The organism is Streptomyces sp. P9-2B-2 (genome assembly GCF_030406865.1).
Classification (GTDB): Bacteria; Actinomycetota; Actinomycetes; order Streptomycetales; family Streptomycetaceae; genus Streptomyces; species Streptomyces platensis.
The window spans coordinates 7,163,911-7,187,405 of the sequence record NZ_CP129126.1 but is presented as its reverse complement, the minus strand read 5'-3'; the positions used below and the strand labels follow the sequence as shown (position 1 = coordinate 7,187,405).

Below are 23,495 nucleotides of genomic sequence, written 5' to 3'. Positions count from 1 at the left end.
CGGGCTAGGGCGTGTCTTTTGGATCAGCCCGGATCAGGCCGCGGCGTCTGGTGCGGTGCATCGCAAGGCGGAGCCTTTGCCGCGTACTGGGCGTACTCGGGTGAGGCGACAACGCCGCGAGGTGCCGTGCCAGACGTCGCGGCCCCGGGGTGATCCGAAAGACACGCCCTAGCGGCACCGATCGCGGGCCGGAGCTCAGCGGGCGCTGCCCATGTTGCGGTCGGTGTCGGCGCCCTGGAGCATCAGGGTGGTCTCCTCGATGCGGCGGAAGCGACCGTCGGGCGCGAAGTCGGCGAATACATAGACCTCCATGCGCACGGTCGAGCCGTCCTTCTTCGTGATGTCGACGGTGTGCCGGTCGGCGTACTTGCTGCCGTCGTACAGCTCCTCGTGGACCTGGACCTGGCCGCCGGCGACGAGGGTGCGCAGGTGGGTGATGTGCTCGACGAACCCGGCGCGGTCGATCCACTCCCCGTCCGTGCGCTGGCGGTACTCGGGGGCGAAGTGGCGGTCGGCGGCCTCCTGCACGGTGATGTCGCGGGCGAAGAGCAGGTCGTTCAGAGCGGCTTCGATAAAACCGGTGCGCGTCATGGGAGTCCCCTCAAGAAAGCAGTGCGTGCGTCGCGCACGCATCTCCTGCACTGTAGCAGCAGACGCGTGCGTTACGCACGCTATTCTGGTGAGGTGGAGAACGAAGTAGGACATGAGATCGCAGCGGCGCTGGGCATCCTGCTCAGGCGCACCACCCGCACACAGCTGCACCAGCAGCTCACCGAGGGCATGGGGGAGGCGGTGGACGAACTGACATACCCGGTCCTCAGCGCACTCGCCCGGACCGGCCCCCGCAGCGCCGCCGACCTGGCGCCCGACGCCGGGGTCGACCGCTCCGGTGTCACCCGGCGCGCCTCACGACTGGAGGCCGCCGGCCTCGTCCGCCGCGAGGCCGATCCCGCCGACCGGCGCGCGCAGTTGCTCGTCCTCACCGCGCAGGGCGAGCGCATGGTGGCCGAGCTGCGGGAGCGGCTGGCCGCGCACATCATGGCGAGCCTGTCCTCGTGGCCACCGGGTGAGGCGGAGGCTTTTGCCCGTCAACTGCGCCGTTTCACGGTCGACGGGCCGTTCGGGTAGGTGGCGGGCCCCTGACCCGCAGCCCTTTAGGGCTGTCGCGTAATCCGTGCGCCCGTCAGGGATTACGGGACAGCCCTTAGGGCCTGCCGATCATTAACACGTCGTCTTGATCTTGCTGTTGGGGGCGCTGTCGAGGGCGATGACCTGGGCTTGGAGGGTTGCGAGTGCGGCGGGTGGGGTGGTGGCCGGCGGGACGTTGATGCCGTGTGCTTCGAGTAACTTCTTGATCTTCAGCAGGGTGCGGTGCATGGCAGTCCGGCTGCTGTTGAAGAGCACGGCGAGGGGTTCCGCGGCCAGGTTGACGCGTAGATGGAGCACGGTGGCCACGACCTGGTCGGCGAAGGTGAGGCGGGGTGGGCGTCCGCGGTGGGTGTCTCCTTCCGCAGCCAGGGTTTCGATGAGGTGCTGGAGCTGGTGTGGGGCCAGGCCGGTTAGCGCGGGATCGGACAGCAGTGCCGGCTTCCACTGAGGCGTCGGTGGCTGACCGTTCCGCGCTGCTGGGATAGCCGGGGTCGGCCGGGGATGCACGGCATAGTTCCAGTCGCCGTGGAAGTTGTGCCGGGTCAGCGGCAAGGCCGCCATCTCCGCGTCGCCGACCCCAATACCGGTGGGATAGGTATTGGTGTCCAGCTGGGCCTTCACGCGTAGTCCGGCGCGGGTGGTGGTCGCGGCGATTGATTCGAGGATGACTTCGTGGCTGGTCAGCGGGCGGCCGCGCCAGTTCATGGTGATGTGCGAGAAGAGCCGGTGCTCGATCTTGTTCCACTTCGATGTGCCCGGCGGCAGGTGACAGACCGTGATGGCCAGGCCGGTCTCAGCGGCCAGGCGGGCGAGGTGCAGTTTCCAGGCCCGGGTGCGATAGCCGTTGGAGCCGCCCGCATCGGCGGTGATCAGCAACCGGGAAGCCTGCGGATAAGCGGCCCGACCCTGGTCATGCCACCAGCGGCGGATCGACTCCACCGCGAACGCGGCGGTGTCATGGTCAGTGCCGACGTTCACCCAGCCGGTGTCGGCCGCCAGGTCGTAGATGCCATAGGGGATGGCCTTGCCCAGCTGCGGATCGGCGAAGTCATGCACTCGCACCAGCACCGGATCGCCCGTCGGCCGCCACGAACGGCCCGGATTGCGGAAGTCACCGACCAGCTCCTTCTTCTTCGTGTCCACGCTGATCACCGGCTGGCCGGCATCCCGGTGACCGCGTGCCTGCTCGTTGAGATACCGGAACTGGGTATCCCGGTCGGCATGCTGACTGCCCTCGAGCGTCTTGGCATTGGCCTGCAGCCGGAAGCCCTCCTGCCGTAGCAGGCCGGCGACGGTGTCGGCGCCGACCCGGTGCCCCTGGCGGGTCAGCTCGGCCGCCAGCATGCGGGTCGACTTGGTTGTCCACCGCAACGGCGACATCGGATCCCCGCGCTCGTCCGGCTCGACCAGACTCAACAGAGCAATCCGCAGTCCAGGATCGAGGTCCGCGACGCGTTTGCGCCCGCCGCCCGGCCGCCGCACCCGCCCCACCAGGGATTCGCCCGCCTCCAGGTCGGACATACCCCTGCGGATCGTTGTCTCGCTCACTCCAGCCGCCCGGCCCACGGCCCGGATGCCGCCATGGCCCAGGCTTCGGGCCTCTGCGGCCACCAGCAACCGCCGCTGTCGCTCGTCCAGATGCGGGAACAACACCGCGAACTTCACGGCAAGTTGATCACGAGTCTCGTCCGGGATGCGCATACGCCATCAACGAGCACCAACCTCGAAAGCAACACCTTGATGACCGGCAGGCCCTTAAGGCCGGGGGATGTTACGCAAGTTGGAGCGGGCCATTTGCAGCATGCGGCCGACTCCGCCGTCCAGCACCATCTTTCCGGCCGACAGGGCGAAGCCGGAGACCATCTCGGCGCTGATCTTCGGCGGCTGGACAGGGCGTTGGGGTCGGTGACGATGTCGACCAGGGCCGGGCCCTTGTGGAACGAACCGATCACCCGGCGGCGGCCGTTGGGGGTGAGGTAGCGGGCGGCCCAGACGTTGCACATACCGGTGTCGACGGTGAAGACGGCGTCGTCGGCGGCCTCTTCGTCCAGGACGGAGGCGACGTACTCGGGGTGGATCGGGGTGTGCTTCTCGACCTTGCGGGTGTAGGCCTTGACCACGCCTTCCAGCGCCTCGGCGTGCTTCTTCAGCATCCGGTCGAGGAACTTACGGTTCTCCTTCGGCCGGACCTTGGGGATCAGACCGCGCAGCGTCTCCCGGACATCGCCCCAGGGGGAGTGTGGAGGCATGAGAAAGCCCCGCCTACCTGCGTTCGGTACATGGGGCTAAGGCACTTCTCTGACCGGTGTTGGTCACGCCGAGTTGCGGTGCGCGGCTCAGCAGGAGCGCGCGCCGCAACCAGGGTTCTGACAGACGATCCAGGTGGTCATATTCCCGTCGGTCTCGGTGTACGTGTTACCTGACCCACAGACCGGGCACTGCGGTCCGGCCGTGGGTGCCAGATTGGGTTCAATCTCCCCGACGGCCGTTTGGGTCGGCGCGTCGGGACTGGGCGCTAGGCAGAGCATTGCTACCTCCTCCTTGCCCCTCGTGCGTGATGGTGTATCCGCAGGAGTGGCATTCCTGGACGTGTGTTCCGTCGGCTTTGATGTTCGTCGTGTGGTACTCGGGCGGGCATCCGTGTTTCGCCATCGTGGGGAGCATCGGGCCTCCGTTGTGAGCATGGGGTCGACTTCTGACCACTCTCCTCTCAGCGACATGCGTACGGCCGCGGGTTGGCGCATCTCACCCAGAAGGGGGGCTTGCGAACCCGCCCCGGGTATGCCGACCAAAGCGAACCCGGGACGGGGGTCTGAGGGAGGTCGCCCGGCGCCGAGGGGGACCGGGCGACCGCTTCGCGCTCCCCACTGCGTCGCCGTGGTACCGGAACAACGGGGGCTTTCACGGGGGTGACGTAGACCTCCGTGAGGAGCGCGCCCGGCGGTGCTAGGCGCCGGGGGTTTGGTGGGAGCGTCGCCAGTAGACGACGCGACCGAAGCTGGGGAAGTCGGCAATGTGGAAGCCGCCCTTGTGCCGGTGCTCTCGGCTGCACCGGACCCACGTCGGGGCCCCGCCCGGCCGGGGAACTGGCCACGATGCACGCTTCGCACACTGCCGCCGCCTCATTGCCGCCCCGCCCACTTGCAGCAGTCGCACGGGACGGGGCAAGGCTTGATGGCCTCCGACGCCGGTACGAAGGTGACACCCGGGATCGTGTAGGGACGGACGAGGGCTGTGTTCAACAGGACGTCGTCCGGCCGGTCGTGCTGCGGCTCGTGCTCGCCCGACGTCATTCGGACCGCCTTCGCCGCTCGCACTTGGTCGCGTGGAGGTGCAGCTCCTCCGCTGCAACCGCGGACGCCGCGTAGTCGTTGCGGGCACGGGCGTCGTCCCGAACCCTCACCCACGATCGGCAGTCCAGGCAGTCCGGGCTGGGATCCGGCGGGCCCCGAGCGGGTCGGGCAGGTGTTCCGCCGGCGTCAGGTCTCTCTGTCGCTCGGTCATGCTCTGAAGATCGGTCGCCACACGGGACGTTGGTATGCCCACACCGGGGACGTACCGGCCGCTGTGTCGCTATCGTCCTAAGAGGCCCAAACGTCCCGGGGAGGAACCTTGAACAATGCGCTGCGCGACGCTATGACACAGGCCGGCATCAGGCCCCGGCAGCTGGCACGTAAGGTCGGGGTGGAATGCAAGACCGTCGAGCGATGGCTGAGCAACCCTGAGCGCTCCCCGCGGGAGACCACACGGGAGGACGTCGGCCGTGAGCTAGGAGTGGACCCCGTGACTCTGTGGCCCAAGTCGGTTGTGGCTTCGCGCGTCAAGACCGGGCACGACCGAGAGATCGTGGCAGCGTATCCCTTCCGCAGCGCCGCTCCCACGTCACTGTGGGCATCCCTTATCGACGGAGCATCCCAGAACCTCACGTTCGCCGGCTACACGAACTACTTCCTATGGCAGCAGCATCCGCGGCTCGGGGCGCGCCTGGCGACGAAGGCGAAGCTGGGTGCACGTATTCGCTTCCTCGTCGGCGACCCCGAGTCGGACGTGACGACGAAGCGGGAAGAGGTGGAAGGCGTTCCGCTGACCGTCAGTACCCGCATCAAGATCACGCTTGATGCGCTGACGAAGATGGGGCCGTGCGACGGCGTGGAGGCGCGCTTCAGCGATCAACACATCGCACTGAGCGTCTTCATGTTCGACGATCAGATGCTCGTCACGCCGCATATTGCGTCGCTCCTCGGCGACGAGTCCCCCATGCTTCACCTTCGCAGGCTGGAAGATGACGGCTTGTACGACCGGTTTGCGGGCCATGTGGCAGCGCTGTGGGAAGACGGCCGGCCGGTAGAGCTGTAGCAGGACCGCAGCAGAACGGGTCATCCCGTGCTCACTGACAATGTGGCCGACAGGGAGAGCAGCCTCCAGAGCGCCGGGCGCTTCGTCTCCGTCGTACTTCAGATCGTCGGCCACCTCGAAGCACGGCTTTCCGTCTGCCGTATCCCGCCGACCGGCGCGCGCAGTTGCTCGTCCGCACCAAGCAGGGCCCTAAGGCCGGGGGATCTTCCGCAAGTTGGAGCGGGCCATTTGCAGCATGCGGCCGACTCCGCCGTCCAGCACCATCTTTCCGGCCGACAGGGCGAAGCCGGAGACCATCTCGGCGCTGATCTTCGGCGGCATGGACAGGGCGTTGGGGTCGGTGACGATGTCGACCAGGGCCGGGCCCTTGTGGCGGAAGGCGTCGCGCAGGGCGCCGCGCAGCTGCTTGGGCTTCTCGACCCGGACGCCGTGGGCACCGGCCGCGCGAGCGATGGCCGAGAAGTCCGGGTTCTGGTTGGTGGTGCCGTACGACGGCAGACCGGAGACCAGCATCTCCAGCTCCACCATGCCCAGCGAGGAGTTGTTGAACAGCACCACCTTCACCGGCAAGTCATATTGCACCAGGGTGAGGAAGTCGCCCATCAGCATCGAGAATCCGCCGTCGCCCGACATCGAGACGACCTGCCGTCGCCGGTCGATGAACTGGGCGCCGATCGCCTGCGGGAGCGCATTGGCCATCGAGCCGTGGCTGAACGAACCGATCACCCGGCGGCGGCCGTTGGGGGTGAGGTAGCGGGCGGCCCAGACGTTGCACATACCGGTGTCGACGGTGAAGACGGCGTCGTCGGCGGCCTCTTCGTCCAGGACGGAGGCGACGTACTCGGGGTGGATCGGGGTGTGCTTCTCGACCTTGCGGGTGTAGGCCTTGACCACGCCTTCCAGCGCCTCGGCGTGCTTCTTCAGCATCCGGTCGAGGAACTTACGGTTCTCCTTCGGCCGGACCTTGGGGATCAGACCGCGCAGCGTCTCCCGGACATCGCCCCAGACGGCCAGGTCGAGCGTGGTGCGGCGGCCCAGGTGTTCGGGCCGCACATCGACCTGGACGATCTTGACGTCATCGGGCAGGAACGCGTTGTACGGGAAGTCCGTGCCGAGCAGGATCAGCAGATCGCATTCATGGGTGGCCTCGTAGGCCGCGCCGTAGCCGAGGAGTCCGCTCATCCCCACGTCGTAGGGGTTGTCGTACTGGATCCATTCCTTGCCGCGCAGCGCATGTCCGACCGGGGACTTCACCCGCTCGGCGAACTCCATCACCTCGGCGTGCGCGCCCGCCGTGCCGCTGCCGCAGAACAGCGTGACCTTGTCGGCCTCGTCGATCATCGCGGCCAGTGCGTCGAGTTCGGTGTCTCCGGGGCGTACGGACGGGCGCGCGGTGACCAGGGCGTGTTCGATGGCGCGCTCGGGGGCCGGTTCGGCGGCGATATCGCCGGGGAGGGAGACGACCGCGACGCCGCTCTGCCCGATGGCGTGCTGGATCGCGGTCTGGAGCACCCTCGGCATCTGCCGGGTGCTGGAGATCAGCTCGCTGTAGTGGCTGCACTCGACGAACAGCCGGTCGGGGTGGGTCTCCTGGAAGAAGGTGGTGCCGATCTCGCTGGAGGGGATGTGCGAGGCCAGGGCGAGGACCGGGGCCATCGAACGGTGGGCGTCGAACAGGCCGTTGATGAGGTGCAGATTGCCGGGGCCGCAGGACCCGGCACAGGCCGCGAGGGAGCCGGTGAGCTGTGCTTCCGCCCCGGCGGCGAAGGCGGCGGTCTCCTCGTGCCGGAGCTGGATCCAGTCGATCGCGGAGTTCCGGCGGATGGCGTCCACCACCGGGTTCAGGCTGTCGCCGACGACGCCGTAGAGCCGTCGCACCCCTGCCCGCACCAGGATGTCCACGAACTGCTCGGCCACGGTCTGCTTCGCCATGTCGCTGTCGCTCCTTCGACGGGTGTGCGGCGGGTGAGTGACGGCCCGCGACGCGGTGGGCCCCGTGCCGTGAACCTCCAGGGCCTTGTCCCATGTACCCATGGGGCGCCCGGGGCCGCCTCCGCTGCGCCGTTCCTTCCCGCCCGCGCTCCGGCTCCGCGTCTGCCCGTCGCTACGCCTCCCACACCCCGACGGCCGTACGGTCCTTCAGGTGGCCCGCCACCCGAAGTTGCGCGGCGGCGAGGAAGGCCACCAGTCCCGGAGGCTCGGCGGCGGACCACTGTCCGGCCAGCCGGGCGGCGAACGCGGGCACCTGCTGGAGCGGCTCGGCGAGACCGGCGCTGCACAACAGCAGAGTGTCGCCCGGACGGGCGAAGGCCGTCCGGAAGAGGAACGGTTCGGACCGGTCCGGGCCGTCGGCCGGTGACCGGCCGGCGGCGGAACGCGGCCGTCCGCCGGTGCCGTCCACTCCCCCGTTGACGGTCAGGTCCGGCACCGCGGGCTCCAAGTCCTCCCAGGCGCCGTCGCGGAGCCGGAAGAGGCCGCCCGCGCCGATGCCGAAGAACACCCGGGTACGGCAGTCCGGGTCGGCGGGCAGCAGCAGACAGCGCAGCGCGGGCGGGTACCGCTCCGCTGCGGCGTCCGGCTCCCGGGACCGGCTGCGCAGTCTGCCGTAGCTGCGGTCGGTGAGCCGCTGCAGCCCGGATTTGAGGGCGCTGCGGTGGTCCGTACGGATGTCCTCCGCCAGTCGGGTGTAACTGCGGCCGACCGCGCTGCCGATCCGGGCGCAGGCCTCGTGGGCGGCGCGATGGGCGCCCTCGCCGGCGGGCCGTCCGGTGGCGACGGCGACCAGGATCAGGGCGTGCCGGCCGGCCCCGAAGCGGGCGGTGAGCAGTGCGTCGCGGCGTACGTCACCGCGGTGCCGGGCGAGGTCGCCGCGCCGGGACGCGGCGAGCAGGGTCAGCGAGCCGTACCGGGCGCCGTCCAGCGCGGTGTCCGGCACCAGTTCGTCGAGGGCCGCCGGGTCGGCGGCGGGCAGGGTGCCCAGCTCGGGTTCGGACGGTGACGGGCGGTCGGCCGGGAGGCCGGTGCGGGCCGGTGCGGGGGTGTCGCCGGGCGCCTCGGGCGCGGACGGGGCGGACGGCCGGGCGGGGGACGCCGGCCGGGGGCCCGTGGCCTGGAGCGGGATCGGCGCCGACGGGGCGGACGCCGGGCGGGCCGGGGGCGGCTGGGGTGCCGGCGCGGGCCGCCGTGGTCTGGCGACCGCCCGGAGCGCCGAGGCGACCCGGTCATCGAGGGTGTCCGGGGCGTCGGACGGCCCGGCATCGCGCACCGGGGCGCGTCCCGGGGCGTCGTCGCCGCCTCCCTCGCCGTACAACTGCCGCCACCAGTCGTCCTCCTGGCCGCACCCGGCCCCCTGCTGGTTCATGCGCCGTATTGTCCCTGCGCGGCCGCCCCCTCAACAGGGCGCGAAAGAGCGTCCACCGGGCGGTCGGGCCCCTAAGGGTGACCGGGCGGGGGGCGGTGATCAGCTCATGTCATCGGAGGGGGTGGCCGGGTTGACGGGGGCGGCGGCCGGTTCGGCTCTGCGTGACGGGTGCGTCCTGTGCTCCGGCCCCGTACTCCGCCCGCCCGCCGGGAAGCGCTTCCGGGCCGCTTCCGGCACGCTGGGCCCATGAGAGTGTGCAGCGTACGAGCCGTCACGGGGCGTGCGCCCGCCGGGAGTGAGGCCGGCGCGTGAGTGTGTGGCAGCTGGTCGCGACCGGTCTGGTGATGCTGCTCGGGCTGCTCGGAGTGCTGGTGCCCGGCATTCCCGGGCCGCTGATCGTCTGGGCGGGCGTCATGTGGTGGACGCTGTCCGAGAAGTCCGGGCTCGCCTGGGTGGTGCTGATGTCCGCCACCGCCGTACTGCTGCTCAATCAGGTGGTCAAGTGGCTGCTGCCGGCCCGCGATCTGCGGGCGGTGGGCACGCCGTACCGGGCCCTGTTCCTGGCGGGGGTGGCCGGCATCGTGGGCTTCTTCGTGATCCCGGTCATCGGGGGTCTGCTGGGCTCGGTCGGCGGTCTCTACCTGCTGGAACGCATCCGGCTCGGCAGCCATGGCGACGCCTGGGCCTCGACCCGTACGGCCCTGCGCGCCATCGGGCTGAGCGTGCTGGTCGAGCTGTTCGCCTGTCTGCTGGTCGTCGGCGCCTGGACCGGTGCCGTGGCGGCGGGCTGACGCGTCACCCGGCGCGGGCGGCCAGGGCGTACGGGGGTGGCTCCGGCGCCGACGACTCCCCCGGCCCGGACGTCTCGCGGGGCGTGGGCATCTGGCCCGGCTCACCGGGCCGCCACCACCCGGCGGCCTCGCCCAGCCCAGGAACCTCACCCGGCCCCGGCATCACGCCCGTCGGCAGCAGCCCCGCGCGCCAGAGATGGTGCAGGGCATAGGCGCCCCAGGGCCGCCAAGCGGCCGGGCCCGCCGGACCCGGGCCCGCCGTCCCGCCCCGCTCCGTATCCGCCTCCCCCGCCGTCCCCACGTCGGGGTCGCCCAGCGCCCGCATCCTGAGGTACGCGGCGGTGCGCGGGCCGACGCCGGGCAGGGCGGCCAGGGCGCGTTCGGCGGCGTCGCGGTCCGTGCCCGCGTCGAGCGTGATCGCGCCGTCGGCGAGTGCGGTGCACAGGGTGCGCACCGGCTCCGCGACCTCCGGGCCGGTCAGTTCCCCGGGCGCCGGGAAGAGATGGGTGAGCCCGCCGTCCGGCACGTCCAGCGGTTTGCCGTACGTCCGCACCAGCGCGGCGGCGCGTTCCGGCGGGCCGCCCAGCACGGTCCGGACCGCCAGTTCCTCGGGGTCGGCGGCGCCGGGTGACCGCAGGCCCGGCCGCTCGGCCACCAGCGGGCCGACCAGCGGATCGGCGCCGAGCCGCTCGGCGACCGCGTACGGGTCGGCGTCCAGGTCGAACAGCCGGCGGAGGCGCTGGACGGCCGTCGACAGATCCCGCAGGTCGGTCAGCCGCAGCCGGCACTCCAGCCAGCCGCCCTCCGTACCGCGTGCCGCCGGGCACACCAGGCCCGCCGGTGGCCGACGCCGCCGGCGCGGCCCGGCCGGCTCGTCGACCTCGGCGATACCGCTGCCATGGGTGAGCCGCAGCGTACGGCGGTAGGTGCGCCCGCCGTGGGGGCCGCGGGTCTCCTCGACCCCCGGCACCGCCCGTACCTGGAGGAAGTCGAAGATCTCGGCGAACGCGTACGGTCCGCGGTAGGCGAGCCGGAGCGGAATGCCGGTGGGCGCGGAGCGGCTTGCGGAGCCGGATTCCGGGCCCGTCGCGACTCCGGGACCGGTCGGGACTCCGGGACCGGCCGCGGCGGTGTGGCGGGCGGCGGCACCCCCGTTCCCGGCCGCCGCCCGCAGTTCACTGGGCGTGCCCGCGTAGATCTCCCGGATCGTGTCGTTGAACTGCCGGATGCTGGCGAAACCGGCCGCGAACGCCAGCTCGGTGACCGGCAGTGCGGTGGTCTGGAGCAGCACCCGCGCGGTGTGTGCCCGGCGGGCCCGCGCCAGCGCCACCGGTCCCGCGCCGAGTTCCGCGGTCAGCTGCCGCTGCACCTGGCGCGGGCTGTAGCCCAGCCGTCGCGCCAGCCCGCCGACGCCCTCCCGGTCGACCACGCCGTCCCCGATCAGCCGCATGGCCCGGCCGACCAGGTCGGCGCGCACATTCCACTCGGCGGACCCCGGTACGGCGTCCGGCCGGCAGCGGCGGCAGGCCCGGAACCCGGCCGCCTGCGCGGCGGCGGCCGACGGGAAGAACCGCACATTCACCCGCTTGGGAGTGACCGCGGGACAGCTCGGCCGGCAGTAGATACCGGTCGTCACCACGGCGAAGAAGAACTCCCCGTCGAACCGCGCATCCCGGCTGGTCACCGCTTCGTACCTGGCCTCGTCGTCCCTCACGCCCCCAGTCTGCGCCGGGCGCGAGGCGCTGGGCTGGCGGAAATCGGACGTGGCGTTGGAGGTGGGGAGGGCACCCCCGGACGGCCCCGGGCGGCCCTCCCCACCTCCTGTCTCACCGCTGCGGACCCCGCTTCCGCTCCATCAGATGCCGGCCCAGGGCCTGCTTCTGCTTCCAGTCGCGGCGGATCTCGGCACGCATCCGGGCGTCCGTCTTGGCCACGATGCGCTGGTTCTCGCGCTGTAGCTTCCGGTAGCTCTCCAGCCGCCGGGCGGGCAACTCCCCGCATTCGACGGCATCTTGGACGGCGCAGCCCGGCTCGGACCGGTGTGCGCAGTCGTGGAAGCGGCACTCCTCGGCCAGCGCCTCGACGTCCGCGAACGTCCGGGCGAGCCCGGACTCGGCGTCCCACATCCCGACGCCGCGCAGCCCGGGGGTGTCGATCAGCACCCCGCCGCCGGGCAGCGCCCGCAGGTCCCGGGTGGTCGTGGTGTGCCGGCCCTTGCCGTCCCGGTCGCGGATGGCCTGGACCCGCTGCAGGCGCTCCCCGAGCAGGGCGTTGACCAGCGTGGACTTGCCCGCACCGGACTGTCCGAGCAGTACGGACGTACCGCCCGCGAGCACGGCGGCGAGCACATCGATCCCGTCGCCGGTCTCCGAACTGACCGCCAGCACCGGCACCCCGGGCGCCGCGGCCTCGGCGTCGTCGAGGAGATGCGCCAGCCCGGCCGGGTCCCCGGCCAGGTCCGCCTTGGTCAGCACGACCACCGGCTGCGCGCCGCCCTCATCGGCCACTGCGGAGTCGTGCAACGGCCCCGCGTCCCCCGCGCCGGACATCGCCAGCGCGAGGAACCGCTCGATCCGCCCGAGGTCCAGCTGGTCCGCGAGCGAGACACAGATGACGATGTGGTCGATGTTGGTGGCCAGCACCTGGCCCTCGGACCGCTTCGACGAGGTCGACCGCACGAACGCCGTCCGGCGCGGCAGCAACGCCCGTACGACACCGTCGACATGATCGCCGCTGCGTCCGTTCTCCAGGTCGAGCACGGCCCAGTCGCCGGTGCACGGCACCCGCATCGGGTCACGGGTCGCCACCAGCGCGGTGTCGGCCAGAACGGTCCGGATGCCGTCGCCGTCCGCCACGACGGCGTCCACCCGCCCGCGGTCCACACGGACGATACGGCCGGGCACGAGCCCCTGCCCGGCAAAGGGGGTGAAGCTCCGCGCGAATCCGTCGTCCCAGCCGTAGGCGGTCAGCGGGTGCGCAGTGGAGAAATCGAGGTCGAACAACGGGATGGCCCTTCGAGAAGGAGCGGTCCCGGCTGTGCGCGCGATACGCGTGCGAAGAAGTGAGGTCGAGTCAGCCGGAGACCACAGGGAGGAAGTTGATGATCTTCTGGATGCGGGCAGCGCCCTGCGCAACGACAGTCATCAGTACTCACCTCCGCGCATCTCAACAGGCCAGGGGGACAGCCTCAGGCCGTCCGCTCGAACGCTGCGACTGTAGACCGGCCCCGCACCACGGCGCCAACCATTTTTCCGGCCCGGTTTTCAGCGGTGCGCCACGGCCGCCCGGACGGCGCGCCCGGGCAGCCGTGGCCGTCATCGCTCAGCGGGGTCCGGCGATCCCTTCGTCCCTCGAAGCCCGCCGCCCTCAGGCGCCCGTGACGCCGTCGATGCGCTCCCGGAGCAGGTCCGCATGCCCGTTGTGGCGTGCGTACTCCTCGATCATGTGGACCAGGATCCAGCGCAGGGAAACGGTCTGATCGCCGACGAACCCGGCCTCCCGCTCCGAAAGCCTGCCGGAGTCGTCGAGCGATGCGGTGGCGATCAGCTCACGGCTCCGGGCGACCTCCGCGCGCCAGTCGGCCAGCGCCTCGTCGATGCCGCGGTCCGGGGCGAGGGTGAACCCGTCGCCCTTCTCCGCCTCGTACACCGGCGGTATGTCCTGGCCGGCGAACACCCGCTGGAACCAGTTGCGTTCGACCTCCGCCAGATGCTGGACCAGGCCCAGCAGTGTCATGGTGGACGGGGCCGCCGAGGTCAGTCGGACCTGCTGGTCGTCCAGTCCCGCGCACTTCAGCGGGAGCGTGGCACGGTGAAACTCCAACCAGTTCTCCAGCATGGCGCGTTCATCGGCGTGCGGGGGCGGAACGAGCCGCCCGTCCGGTGTCATTCCCATGCTCCCCAGCCTCGCACGGACCACTGACAATCGGCGTGGAGCGGCGGCACGGACGAGCGGCCCGGCGCAACGGCGGGGGCGCCTCCGAAGTAGGGGCCCGGCCGACCGCCCGGTCACCCGGCGCGCAGGGCCTTCTTGAGGATCTTGCCGGTGGGCCCCTTGGGCAGTTCGGCGACGATGCGGATCTCGCGGGGATATTTGTACGCGGCCAGCCGTTCCTTGCAGTGGGCGGTGAGATCCTCGGCGGTGGCGGCCGCGCCCCGCTTGAGGCTGACCACGGCGACGACCTCCTCGCCGAGCCGGTCGTCGGGGCGGCCGATGACCGCGGCCTCGGCGACGGCGGGGTGGGTGTGCAGGACCTCCTCGACCTCGCGCGGATAGACGTTGTAGCCGCCCCGTATGACGAGGTCCTTCTTGCGGTCGACGATGAAGAAGTAGCCGTCCTCGTCGCGGTGGCCGAGGTCTCCGGTGTGCAGCCAGCCGTCGCGTAGCGTTTCGGCGGTCTCCTCGGGGCGCCGGTAGTAGCCCTTCATGACGTTGTGGCCGCGGACGAGGATCTCGCCCACATGCTCGGGGCCCGGCGGCAGTTCGGTGCCCGATGCGTCGACGACCCGGACCTCGACGCCCCAGATCGGCTTGCCGATCGAGAGCACCTTGCGCTGCTCCGCGCTGATGTTGAAGGTCGCGGTGCTGGCCGTCTCGGAAAGCCCGTAGCCCTCCAGGATCACCACACCGGGGAACTTCTCCTCGAAGGCGCGGATCACCTCACCGGGCATCGCCGCACCGCCGGAGACGCCGACCCGCAGGGCGCCGAGGTCACGTTTGCCGGTGTCGGCCTGCAAGAGGGCCGCGTACATGGTGGGGACGCCGGCGAAGACCGTGCAGCGGCGCCGTTCGAGGGCGTCGAGGACCGCGCCGGTCTCGAACCGCGGCACCAGGGCGAGGGTGCCGCCGTGGCGTACGGCCATGTTGAGGACGCTGGAGAGGCCGAAGACATGGAAGAGCGGCAGCACGGCGAGGCCGATGTCGTCGGGGCGGAACCCGAACAGCTCACCGGAGACGGTGCAGTTCATATGGAGCTGGAAGTGGGTGAGCTCGGCGCCCTTGGGGCGGCCGGTGGTGCCGCTGGTGTAGAGGAGCACGGCCGTGTCGTCGGCGCTGGTGGGCGCCATCTCGCCGGTGTCGTCGGCGGCGTACAGCTCGTCGTACGGACGGGTTCCGGCGATCCGCCGGTCGCTGCCGGGCGGGTGGACGACATAGGTCCCGACGCCGCCGGCCAGCTCCGCCCCCTTGACCGTTTCGGCCGCGAACTCCTCGTGGGCGATGAGGAGTTCGGCCTCGGAGTCCTGGAGGTGGTAGGCGATCTCGGGGGCCTTCAGGAGGGGGTTGAGCGGGACCATGACCAGCCCCGCCTTGAGGATTCCGTAGTACGTGAAGAGGAACTGCGGCACGTTGGGCAGCTGGACGGCGACCTTGGCGCCCGGCCGGAGACCGAGCCCGCGCAGGGCGGCCGCCACCCTGCCGGACACCTCGTCGGCCTGGTCGTAGGTGACGGTCAGGTCACCTATGTGGCACAGGGGTTTGCCGGGGTGGGAAAGACGGGACTCCCGAAGGGCGGTCGCGAGATTGAAGGTCATCCGGGCTCCTGGCGTGCGGCGGCTCGTACCACGGACTGCATCGGACGCGCCGAGCATAGAGAGCGGCTGAGCATTGCTCAATAGCGCGTACGCAGGATGCCGCGGCGGCACCACGGGCCACCCGTCCGAGCGCCGTGCGCCGCCCGGGCCGAGCACCTGGCGCCGCACGGCCGAGCACCCCACAGGGGAGCACAATGCTAAATATGGGTCATGACGGAAATTTTCGGGCGAGAAGGTGACGATGCACCGGCGTCACCACGCTCCCCGGGAACGCGCCCGCGCCCGCCGCTGAACGGTCGTCGCGCGGGCCGGGTGTCCGTACGGCAGCTCGCCCGCGCGGTGCTGCTGGGGATCGTGGCCGTCCTGGCACTCGCCTTCCAGGCCCCCGACGGGAGTGCCCGAGAGGGCCGTCAGCTCGTGGCCGCCGGGGCTCAGACCTCCGCCCAGGCGCCGGACACCCGTACCGCCGCACGCGCCGCCCACCCCCCGCAGCCCCGGGAAGCTGCGGCCCCGGAACGGACGGGCGCACAGGGAGAGGACCAGTTTCCGGTGCTGCTCGGCACCGCCGCCGGGGTCCTGCTGCTGGTGGCCGGCGGGGCGGCCCTGGTGGGGTGGCGGCTGCGGCGGCAGACGGGCGGGGTGCGGCCGGCCGAGATGCGGCAGCGGTACGACCACCATGACGCGGTGCTGCACGCCGTACGGGAGGGCGTCCTGATCCTCGGCAGTGACGGGCGGCTGCTGCTGGCCAACGACGAGGCCCGGCGGCTGCTCGAACTGCCCGCGGACGCGGAACGGTGCCCGGTCGCGGACCTCGGGCTGGAACCGCAGCTGAGCGCGCTGCTCGCGTCGGGGCGGGCGGCGACCGACGAGGTGCTGCTGGCGGGCGACCGGCTGCTCGCCGTGAACGTCCGGCCGACCGCCCCGCGCGGCCGGCCCGCCGGGACCGTGGTGACGCTGCGGGACACCAGAGAGCTGCGGGCGCTGGCCGGCCGGGCGGGCGTGGCCCAGGAACGGCTGAAGCTGATCTACGACGCGGGGCTCCGGATCGGCGCCACGCTGGACGTGGGGCGGACCGCCGAGGAGCTGGCCGAGGTCGCGGTGCCCCGGTTCGCCGATGTGGTCACCGTCGAGCTGCTGGAGCCCGTGCTGCGCGGCGACGAACCGACCGTCGGGGCGGGCGCCGAACTCCAGCGGATGGCGGTCAAGGGGGTCTCCGAGGAAATGGCGATCTACCGGGTCGGCGAGGTGATCCGCTATGTGTCCGGTACGCCGATGGCGACGGGTCTGGCGAGCGGCCGGCCGGTCCTCGTCGGCGACCTGACCGCCTCGGACGCCTGGCGACAGCAGGACCCGGACGGCACCCAGCGGGTCCTGGACTCCGGTATCCGCTCGCTGATCACCACACCGCTGCAGGCGCGCGGCGTGGTGCTGGGGCTGGCCAATTACTGGCGGTCCGGCGCCTCCGGCACCTTCGAGGAGGAGGATCTGGCCTTCGCCGAGGAGCTGACCGCACGGGCCGCGGTCGCCGTGGACAACGCCCGCCGCTACACCCGCGAGCACACCACCGCCGTCACCCTCCAGCGCAGCCTGCTGCCGCAGACCCTGCCCGAGCAGTCCGCGCTCGCGGTCGCCCACCGCTATCTGCCCGCGCACGCCGGGGTCGGCGGCGACTGGTTCGATGTGATCCCGCTGCCCGGTGCCCGGGTCGCGCTGGTCGTCGGCGATGTCGTCGGGCACGGTCTGCACGCCGCCGCCACCATGGGCCGCCTGCGGACCGCGGTCCACAACTTCTCCGCCCTCGACCTGCCGCCCGACGAGCTGCTGAACCACCTGGACGAACTGGTCACGCATATCGACACGGATGAGGCGCGGGCGGCCGGCCTCGGGGCAGGCGCTGGCGCCGACCCCGGCACCGGCACCGGCACCGGCGGCAGGGGGCTCCTCGACGGCGCGGGGACGTGGGCCGGCGGCAGTGAGGGCGACCACGACGGGGTGCCGGGGCGCACCGGCATCACCGGCGCGACCTGCCTGTACGCCATCTACGATCCGGTCACCGGCCGGGTCACCCTGGCCACCGCGGGGCACCCCGCCCCGGCCGTGATCGGCCCCGCCGGCACCGTCTCGTTCCCCGAGGTGCCCGTCTCCCCGCCCCTGGGCCTGGGCAGCAGCGTGCCGGTGGAGACCGCCGAGCTGACGCTGAGCGAGGGCTCCCGGCTGGTGCTCTACACCGACGGGCTGGTCGAGAACCGCGACCGCGATATCGCCACCGGTCTGGAGCTGCTCCGTACGGCGCTCGCGGCCGGGGCGGACCATACCCCCGAGGAGACCTGTACGGCGGTCCTCGACGCGATGCTGCCCGCCCACCCCAGCGACGACATCGCGCTCATGGTGGCCCGCACCCAATTGCTGGACCCCACACGGGTCGCCGAATGGGAGGTGCCCTCCGACCCGGCGGCCGTCGCCCCCGTACGGGCGGCCTGTCTGCGCATGCTGGAGTCCTGGGGCCTGGCGGCGATCGACTTCACCACCGAGCTGATCCTCAGCGAACTGATCACCAACGCCATCCGCTACGGCGCCCAGCCGATCCGGGTCCGGCTGCTGTACGACCGCGCCCTGATCTGCGAGGTCTCCGACGGCACCAGCGCCTCCCCGCATCTGCGCCGCGCCGCGACCACGGACGAGGGTGGCCGCGGCCTGTTCCTCGTCGCCCAGTTCGCGCACCGCTGGGGCACCCGCTACACACCGGGCGGCAAGGTCATCTGGACCGAACAGTCCCTCGACGGCGACCGCCCGGAGCCCGGCCCGGACGCGACCGAGGACGTCCTCGACCAGTGGGACGACGTGCCGGCACTGTGAGGGGGCGGGGTCCTGGGGCGGCGGTCCGGGTGCGGGGTCCCGTCCCTCCCCCACGGCTTGCCGGATGCAGCCCCCTCACCCCCTGGTTAAGCTCGTGGAAGGGGCCGACGGCTGATCTTGGAGGCTCCCATGGTGCAGTTGCCCGAAGCGCGTGATCTGGCTCCGCGGCTGGCCGTTGGCGCGTTCATCCTGGATTCCGGGCTGACGCTGCTGCGGGCCGACCCGGCGACCGCCGAGGGCGTGCACGGGATGGCCCGGGTGGCCTATCCGTTCCTGGACAAGATGCCCGCCGAGCAGTTCACCCGGCTGTTGGCGTGCTCCGAACTCGCCGTCGGCGGTGCGCTGCTGGCACCGTTCATCCCCACCCGGCTGGCCGGACTCGCGCTGACCGGGTTCTCCGGCGGACTGGTCGGGATGTATCTGCGGACTCCCGGCATGCGGAAGCCGGGGGGCGTGCGGCCGACCCAGAACGGCACCCTCTTGGCCAAGGACGTCTGGATGCTGGGCATCGGCCTCGGATTCCTGGGCGCGGCGAGCCGCCGACGCCGGGCCGCGGCCCGCCGATACCGGCGCGCGACCCTCTCCCGGCGCCACAGGTGCTGGTGCCGCGGCTGAACGTCACCCGGCCCGCACCCCGTACGAGCCCCTCGACCGGCCGGGGCCGCCGGGCAGGCGCCGGCCGCCACCCGGTCTCCCCTCCCCCACTCCGGTCTGCCCTCCCCCACTCGGCGGCCTGCCCTCCCCTATTCCGCTCCGCCCTCCCCTACTGGCGCACCAGCCAGGCCGCGATCTCGTCGACCACCGCCGGGTCGACATGGCCCGGGTGCGTGTATTCGGCCGGGGTGGGTTGGCCGCTGCCGGAAAAGAAGAGGTGGTTGACGTCCTGGTGAATCCGGATCGCCACCTCGGGCCGGTGCGCCAGGGCCTCCTGCCAGCGGATCAGGTCGTCGGCGACGGTCACTTGGTAGTCCCGCCCGCCCTGGAGGATCAGCATCGGGCAGGTCAGTCGGGCTGCCGTGGCCACCGGGTCGTAGGCACGCAGATCGAGCCAGTAGGCAGCGGAGAGCCCCAGGGGCAGCAGATGTGACGGTGTGTCAGGGGTGAGTTCCGGCCCGGCCACCAACGCGGCCTGCCGTATGAGCGCCGACACCCACTCGTCCGCGCTCGGCCCGGGGGCGAGGTCCGCGAGAGAGCGGGCCACCCGGACGGCCGCCTCGTGCATCGGCTGCGTGTCCGCGGCGAGCAGCACCAGGCCCGCGATCGACGGGTCGGCGGCGGCGATCCGGGGCGCCACCTTGCCGCCCATGCTGTGGCCGAGCAGATGAACCCGGTCCGGGGCCACCTCGGGTTGCTGCCGGAGCAGTTGGACGGCGGCGAGCGCGGGTGGCAGGTACTCGTCGGCCATGGTGAAGTCCGAGGGCAGCCGGTCCGGGTGCGCGAAGGTCGCCTTGTCGAAGCGCAGCACGGCCACGTGCCGGGTGGCGAGCCCCCAGGCGAGGTCCTTGAGCGGCTTGTTCGGGCCGCTGCTCTCGTCCCGGTCGAACGGTCCGCCGCCGCTGAGCAGCACCACGGCGGGCCACGGGCCGGGGCCGGTGGGCAGGCTGAGTGTGCCGGGCACGGCGAGCGGCCCCGTCCCGAGCATGACGTCCCGTTCGGTGAACCGGTCCTCGTCCGCGTAGTGCGGTGGCTGCCACTCGGCGGCACTGTGCGGATCGAGCCGCAGTCCGTGCAGCAGGCCGTCATCGCCGACCGATGCGACCACGGTGAAGCGGCCGTTGGCGCAGGTCACCGGGGTGCGTACGCGCACCAGGCCGGCCTCGCCGGGCTCGGTCACCGGCTCCTCGACCGCCCTGACCCCGCCGTGCCCGGCGGCCTCGGCCGCCCACGCGAGCCGCAGCGCCTCGGCGGGGACCGCGGCCCGTAGTGGGGGCGCGAAGAACTCCACGGTCTCGTCGAAACTCTCCGCCCGCAGCAGCGCGGCGAAGTCCCGCGCCACTTCCAGCGCCCTGCCATCTCTGCCGTCAGCATCCATTCTCATGATTGAGAAAGGTAGCAGCCATGAGAAAGTTGAGGCATGGACTCCCTGGAGCTGCTCGCCCACCCCATCCGGCTGCGGATCGTGCATGCGATGGGCGGTGGACGGCTTCAGACCACCGCCCAGCTCTGCGCACGCATCCCCGAAGCCTCCAAGGCCACCGTCTACCGGCACATCGATCTGCTGGTGGGCGGCGGGATCCTGGAGGTGGCCGAGGAACGCCGGGTGCGCGGCGCGGTGCAACGGCACTACCGGCTGCGGCAGGACCGGGCCGTGATCGGCTCCGAGGCGGTCCGGGCGCTCACCCCCGACGACCATCGGCAGGCCTTCGCCACCGCGATGACCGCCCTGCTGGCCGAGTTCAACGCCTACCTCGACCGCGAGGGCGCCGACCCGGTGGCCGACCTGGTGGGGTATCGGCAGCATGCGCTCTGGCTCAGCCCGGCGGAGCTGGAGGAGATGATCGCCGAGCTGCGCGCGGCCATCGCACCGCGCCTGGCCCATCGGCCGAGCCCCGAGCGGGCGCAGTACCTGCTCAGCCCGATCCACTTCCCGGTGGAGGTCCCCCAGCGGGAATCCGAGGAGTCGTCGGCCACCGGCACCGATCAGGAGCCGGGCACCTGACCGACCGGCCCCTCAGTCAACCGACCTCCGCCGCACCGTCCCTCAGCCGACCGGCCTCCTCCGACCGGCTCGTCAGCTGGCCGGCCTCCGCCGCACCGCCCGTACGGCGGCCGCGCAGCCCGCGCCCGTGGCGGCCGCGAGGAGGAGGATGATCAGGCTCGTCCGGTCCGGGGTATGGAAGGCCAGTTCGGAGTGCTGGTGGAGGACGAAGCCGTCGTAGAACATCCAGGACGCCAGGGCCGCGACGGGGGCCAGGGCCGGGCGGGTGCGGAGTGCCACGGCCAGCGTCAGCAGGGCGAAGAGGGCCAGCACGGCGGATGTGTGGGTGGTCTCGCCGGTCAGGTGCAGGGCGGTCACCAGCAGCGCCGCCCCGACGGCGCCGAGCGGCAGCGCGAGGTCACGGGCGAGGGTGCGGTCCGGGGGCACCCGGTGGGCCGGCTGTGTTGACTGCGGCCTGACCTGGGGGAACTGCGTGGTGTGGGGACGGTGTGGGCGGAGCCGGGGCGCCGGGCGGTGAAGGGTGGTCATGGGGAGCACCTCCTGCTGCGGCCCCGTGCGGCGGACCGGTGTGGTGGTCCGGTGGATCCGCGGTGGACCCTTGCCGCCAGATTGCGCCCCGGGGGCGCGGCGGGAGCGCCGTGGCGCAGTTCTTAACGTCCTGCGTACGGGCGATGGACGCTTTCTGACACCGTCTTGACGTCAGCGGGTGAACCGGGCGATGTCGCCAGACGCGGGGTGGGCCGGGGCGCCGCTCACACGGTGATGCATACTCGCTGCTCGTTGCCCGAACCGAAGACCGATGATCGGCAGGACGTACCCGCATGACCAGTGTCCAAGCGGACCCGGAGTCTCCCGCCGCCCCAGCCTCCCGACGGTGGCGCGGCTGGCTGCTGGACGGGCTGAGCAGTCAGGCCGCCCGCCACCCCGGGCCGCACGGCACCCCGCCGGCCGAGCACAAGGGGCACTCCTGGTGGCGGGTGATGTGCCTGACCGGTGTCGACTACTTCTCGACCCTGGGCTACCAGCCGGGTATCGCGGCGCTGGCGGCCGGGCTGCTGTCGCCGTTCGCCACGCTCGTGCTGATCGCGCTGACGCTGCTCGGCGCGCTGCCGGTGTACCGCCGGGTCGCCAAGGAGAGCCCGAACGGCGAGGGTTCGATCGCCATGCTGGAGCGGCTGCTGCCCTGGTGGGCGGGGAAGCTGCTGGTGCTGGTGCTGCTGGGGTTCGCGGCCACCGACTTCATCATCACGATGACGCTGTCGGCCGCGGACGCCTCGGCGCACGTCGTGGAGAACCCGTTCGCCCCTCCGCTGCTGCACGGTGCGAATCTGTGGATCACCCTGGTGCTGCTGGCCGCCCTGGGCGCGGTGTTCCTCAAGGGCTTCCGTGAGGCGATCGGCATAGCCGTCGGCCTGGTCGGCACCTATCTGGTGCTGAACGTCGTCGTCCTGGCCACCTCGGCCTGGCAGGTGCTGTCGCACCCCGTGGTGATCGACAACTGGTGGGGCGCCATGACCGCCGCGCACTCCTCGCCGCTGGCGATCGTCGGGGTGGCGCTGCTGGTCTTCCCCAAGCTGGCGCTGGGCATGTCCGGCTTCGAGACGGGCGTCGCCGTCATGCCACAGGTCCAGGGCGATGCCGCGGACACCGCGGCGCACCCGGCCGGCCGGATCCGCGGCACCCGCCGGCTGCTGACCACCGCGGCGCTGGTGATGAGCGGCTTCCTGCTGCTGTCGAGCCTGGCCACCACCCTGCTCATCCCGCAGCGCGAGTTCGAGGCCGGCGGCTCGGCCAACGGGCGGGCGCTGGCCTACCTGGCGCACCAGCACCTCGGCGAGGCCTTCGGCACCGTCTACGACCTCTCCACCATCGCCATCCTCTGGTTCGCCGGTGCCTCGGCGATGGCCGGACTGCTCAACCTCGTCCCGCGCTATCTGCCGCGCTACGGCATGGCCCCGGAGTGGGCGCGGGCGGTGCGCCCGCTGGTGCTGATCTTCCTGGCCATCGCCTTCGGCATCACCGTCCTGTTCAACGCCAGCGTCGATGAGCAGAGCGGTGCGTATGCGACCGGTGTGCTGGTGCTGATGCTCTCGGCGTCCTTCGCCTCCACCGTCGCCGCCCGCCACCGCCGCCACCGGGCGGCCGCCATCGGCTTCGGCGCCATCACCGTCGTCTTCGGCTACACCCTGATCACCAATGTCATCGAACGGCCGGACGGCCTGAAGATCGCCCTGCTGTTCATCCTCGGCATCCTGCTGACCTCGTTCGCCTCACGGGTGCACCGGGCCTTCGAACTGCGCGCCGTACAGGTCGGCTTCGACGGGACCGCACAGCGGCTGATCGACGCCGCGCTGGCGGCCGGGCCACTGCGGGTCATCGCCAACGAGCCCGATGAGCGGGACGAGGCGGAGTACCGGGAGAAGGAGTACAGCCAGCGCGAGGAGACCCATATCCCCGACGGGCGGCCGGTGTTGTTCCTGGAGGTCACCGTCCGGGACTCCTCGGACTTCACCACGGACCTGCACGTCCAGGGCGAGGAGCGGTACGGGGCACAAATACTGCGGGTGGAGGGCGCCGGTGTGGCGAACACCATCGCGGCCGTCCTGATGCAGCTGCGCGAGCACACCGGCGAGGTGCCGCATGTCTACTTCAACTGGACCGAGGGCCATCCGCTCAGCCATCTGCTGCGCTTCCTGGTCTTCGGCGACGGCGAGGTCGCGCCGGTCACCCGGGAGGTGCTGCGCCGCGCCGAGCCCGACCCGGCCCGGCGGCCCCGGGTCCACGTGGGCTGA

The 23,495-nt window shown here is 71.7% G+C and carries 17 protein-coding genes and 1 pseudogene; 7 read left to right on the top strand and 11 right to left on the bottom strand.

Going from position 1 to position 23,495, the window contains the following annotated elements; translation table 11 throughout:
* Positions 1–195: 195 nt before the first annotated feature.
* Positions 196–591, bottom strand: coding sequence for a nuclear transport factor 2 family protein (locus QT196_RS31535; RefSeq protein ID WP_168482125.1), 396 nt, complete (start codon positions 589–591; stop codon positions 196–198).
* Between the two features lie 93 nt (positions 592–684).
* Between QT196_RS31535 and QT196_RS31530 the strand changes: the two genes are divergently transcribed.
* Entirely contained in the window at positions 685–1,128 is a 444-nt protein-coding gene (locus tag QT196_RS31530; protein WP_168482123.1) for a MarR family winged helix-turn-helix transcriptional regulator, read from the top strand.
* A 93-nt stretch (positions 1,129–1,221) separates the two neighbouring features.
* Here QT196_RS31530 and QT196_RS31525 read toward each other — a convergent pair whose 3' ends face one another.
* Both QT196_RS31525 and QT196_RS31520 read right to left on the bottom strand, forming a co-directional pair.
* Complete coding sequence (locus QT196_RS31525) at positions 1,222–2,850, bottom strand: ISAzo13 family transposase (protein WP_168476530.1); 1,629 nt, start codon at positions 2,848–2,850, stop codon at positions 1,222–1,224.
* A gap of 54 nt (positions 2,851–2,904) precedes the next feature.
* Positions 2,905–3,380 (bottom strand): annotated as a pseudogene (locus QT196_RS31520) (hypothetical protein); the annotation flags it as partial.
* A gap of 1,381 nt (positions 3,381–4,761) precedes the next feature.
* Here QT196_RS31520 and QT196_RS31515 point away from each other — a divergent pair.
* Positions 4,762–5,505: a helix-turn-helix domain-containing protein gene (locus tag QT196_RS31515; protein ID WP_248001395.1), complete on the top strand. Its 744-nt coding sequence runs from the start codon at positions 4,762–4,764 to the stop codon at positions 5,503–5,505.
* Positions 5,506–5,694: 189 nt separating this feature from the next.
* Here the strand turns inward: QT196_RS31515 and QT196_RS31510 are convergent, their stop codons facing one another.
* Both QT196_RS31510 and QT196_RS31505 read right to left on the bottom strand, forming a co-directional pair.
* Complete coding sequence (locus QT196_RS31510) at positions 5,695–7,437, bottom strand: pyruvate dehydrogenase (protein WP_290356153.1); 1,743 nt, start codon at positions 7,435–7,437, stop codon at positions 5,695–5,697.
* 172 nt (positions 7,438–7,609) lie between these two features.
* On the bottom strand, positions 7,610–8,866 hold the full coding sequence (locus tag QT196_RS31505; protein WP_290356152.1) for a protein phosphatase 2C domain-containing protein: 1,257 nt from the start codon (positions 8,864–8,866) through the stop codon (positions 7,610–7,612).
* A gap of 308 nt (positions 8,867–9,174) precedes the next feature.
* Here QT196_RS31505 and QT196_RS31500 point away from each other — a divergent pair, with 308 nt between their 5' ends.
* Positions 9,175–9,657, top strand: coding sequence for a DUF456 domain-containing protein (locus tag QT196_RS31500; RefSeq protein WP_211117465.1), 483 nt, complete (start codon positions 9,175–9,177; stop codon positions 9,655–9,657).
* Positions 9,658–9,661: 4 nt separating this feature from the next.
* Here QT196_RS31500 and QT196_RS31495 read toward each other — a convergent pair whose 3' ends face one another.
* The 4 genes from QT196_RS31495 to QT196_RS31480 all read right to left on the bottom strand — a co-directional run bounded on the left by QT196_RS31495 (position 9,662) and on the right by QT196_RS31480 (position 15,188).
* Entirely contained in the window at positions 9,662–11,371 is a 1,710-nt protein-coding gene (locus QT196_RS31495; RefSeq protein WP_290356151.1) for an AlkA N-terminal domain-containing protein, read from the bottom strand.
* A gap of 112 nt (positions 11,372–11,483) precedes the next feature.
* Entirely contained in the window at positions 11,484–12,659 is a 1,176-nt protein-coding gene (gene rsgA / locus QT196_RS31490; RefSeq protein WP_168482115.1) for a ribosome small subunit-dependent GTPase A, read from the bottom strand.
* Positions 12,660–13,023: 364 nt separating this feature from the next.
* Positions 13,024–13,551 carry a DinB family protein gene (locus tag QT196_RS31485; protein ID WP_211117464.1) on the bottom strand — a complete coding sequence of 176 codons (528 nt, stop codon included), beginning with the start codon at positions 13,549–13,551 and terminating at the stop codon, positions 13,024–13,026.
* 113 nt (positions 13,552–13,664) lie between these two features.
* Positions 13,665–15,188, bottom strand: a complete 1,524-nt coding sequence (locus QT196_RS31480) for a long-chain fatty acid--CoA ligase (RefSeq protein ID WP_168482113.1) — start codon at positions 15,186–15,188, stop codon at positions 13,665–13,667.
* Between the two features lie 210 nt (positions 15,189–15,398).
* Here QT196_RS31480 and QT196_RS31475 point away from each other — a divergent pair, with 210 nt between their 5' ends.
* Both QT196_RS31475 and QT196_RS31470 read left to right on the top strand, forming a co-directional pair.
* Positions 15,399–18,044 carry a SpoIIE family protein phosphatase/ATP-binding protein gene (locus QT196_RS31475; protein ID WP_290356150.1) on the top strand — a complete coding sequence of 882 codons (2,646 nt, stop codon included), beginning with the start codon at positions 15,399–15,401 and terminating at the stop codon, positions 18,042–18,044.
* Between the two features lie 129 nt (positions 18,045–18,173).
* Positions 18,174–18,659, top strand: coding sequence for a hypothetical protein (locus QT196_RS31470; RefSeq protein WP_168482108.1), 486 nt, complete (start codon positions 18,174–18,176; stop codon positions 18,657–18,659).
* A 148-nt stretch (positions 18,660–18,807) separates the two neighbouring features.
* Here the strand turns inward: QT196_RS31470 and QT196_RS31465 are convergent, their stop codons facing one another.
* Positions 18,808–20,082 (bottom strand): alpha/beta hydrolase, encoded by a 1,275-nt coding sequence (locus QT196_RS31465; protein WP_248001394.1) that lies wholly within the window; start codon positions 20,080–20,082, stop codon positions 18,808–18,810.
* Positions 20,083–20,118: 36 nt separating this feature from the next.
* Between QT196_RS31465 and QT196_RS31460 the strand changes: the two genes are divergently transcribed.
* Positions 20,119–20,703 (top strand): helix-turn-helix domain-containing protein, encoded by a 585-nt coding sequence (locus tag QT196_RS31460; RefSeq protein WP_168482106.1) that lies wholly within the window; start codon positions 20,119–20,121, stop codon positions 20,701–20,703.
* Positions 20,704–20,775: 72 nt separating this feature from the next.
* Here the strand turns inward: QT196_RS31460 and QT196_RS31455 are convergent, their stop codons facing one another.
* Entirely contained in the window at positions 20,776–21,231 is a 456-nt protein-coding gene (locus tag QT196_RS31455) for a DUF4118 domain-containing protein (RefSeq protein WP_248001393.1), read from the bottom strand.
* A 293-nt stretch (positions 21,232–21,524) separates the two neighbouring features.
* Between QT196_RS31455 and QT196_RS31450 the strand changes: the two genes are divergently transcribed.
* Positions 21,525–23,495: an amino acid transporter gene (locus QT196_RS31450; protein ID WP_290356149.1), complete on the top strand. Its 1,971-nt coding sequence runs from the start codon at positions 21,525–21,527 to the stop codon at positions 23,493–23,495.

Coding starts and splice junctions, on each gene's coding strand:
- QT196_RS31535 (WP_168482125.1), bottom strand. CDS start 591: ATGACGCGCACCGGTTTTATCGAAGCCGCTCTGAACGACCTGCTCTTC.
- QT196_RS31525 (WP_168476530.1), bottom strand. CDS start 2,850: ATGCGCATCCCGGACGAGACTCGTGATCAACTTGCCGTGAAGTTCGCG.
- QT196_RS31510 (WP_290356153.1), bottom strand. CDS start 7,437: ATGGCGAAGCAGACCGTGGCCGAGCAGTTCGTGGACATCCTGGTGCGG.
- QT196_RS31505 (WP_290356152.1), bottom strand. CDS start 8,866: ATGAACCAGCAGGGGGCCGGGTGCGGCCAGGAGGACGACTGGTGGCGG.
- QT196_RS31485 (WP_211117464.1), bottom strand. CDS start 13,551: ATGGGAATGACACCGGACGGGCGGCTCGTTCCGCCCCCGCACGCCGAT.
- QT196_RS31480 (WP_168482113.1), bottom strand. CDS start 15,188: ATGACCTTCAATCTCGCGACCGCCCTTCGGGAGTCCCGTCTTTCCCAC.
- QT196_RS31475 (WP_290356150.1), top strand. CDS start 15,399: ATGACGGAAATTTTCGGGCGAGAAGGTGACGATGCACCGGCGTCACCA.
- QT196_RS31470 (WP_168482108.1), top strand. CDS start 18,174: ATGGTGCAGTTGCCCGAAGCGCGTGATCTGGCTCCGCGGCTGGCCGTT.
- QT196_RS31465 (WP_248001394.1), bottom strand. CDS start 20,082: ATGAGAATGGATGCTGACGGCAGAGATGGCAGGGCGCTGGAAGTGGCG.
- QT196_RS31460 (WP_168482106.1), top strand. CDS start 20,119: ATGGACTCCCTGGAGCTGCTCGCCCACCCCATCCGGCTGCGGATCGTG.
- QT196_RS31455 (WP_248001393.1), bottom strand. CDS start 21,231: ATGACCACCCTTCACCGCCCGGCGCCCCGGCTCCGCCCACACCGTCCC.
- QT196_RS31450 (WP_290356149.1), top strand. CDS start 21,525: ATGACCAGTGTCCAAGCGGACCCGGAGTCTCCCGCCGCCCCAGCCTCC.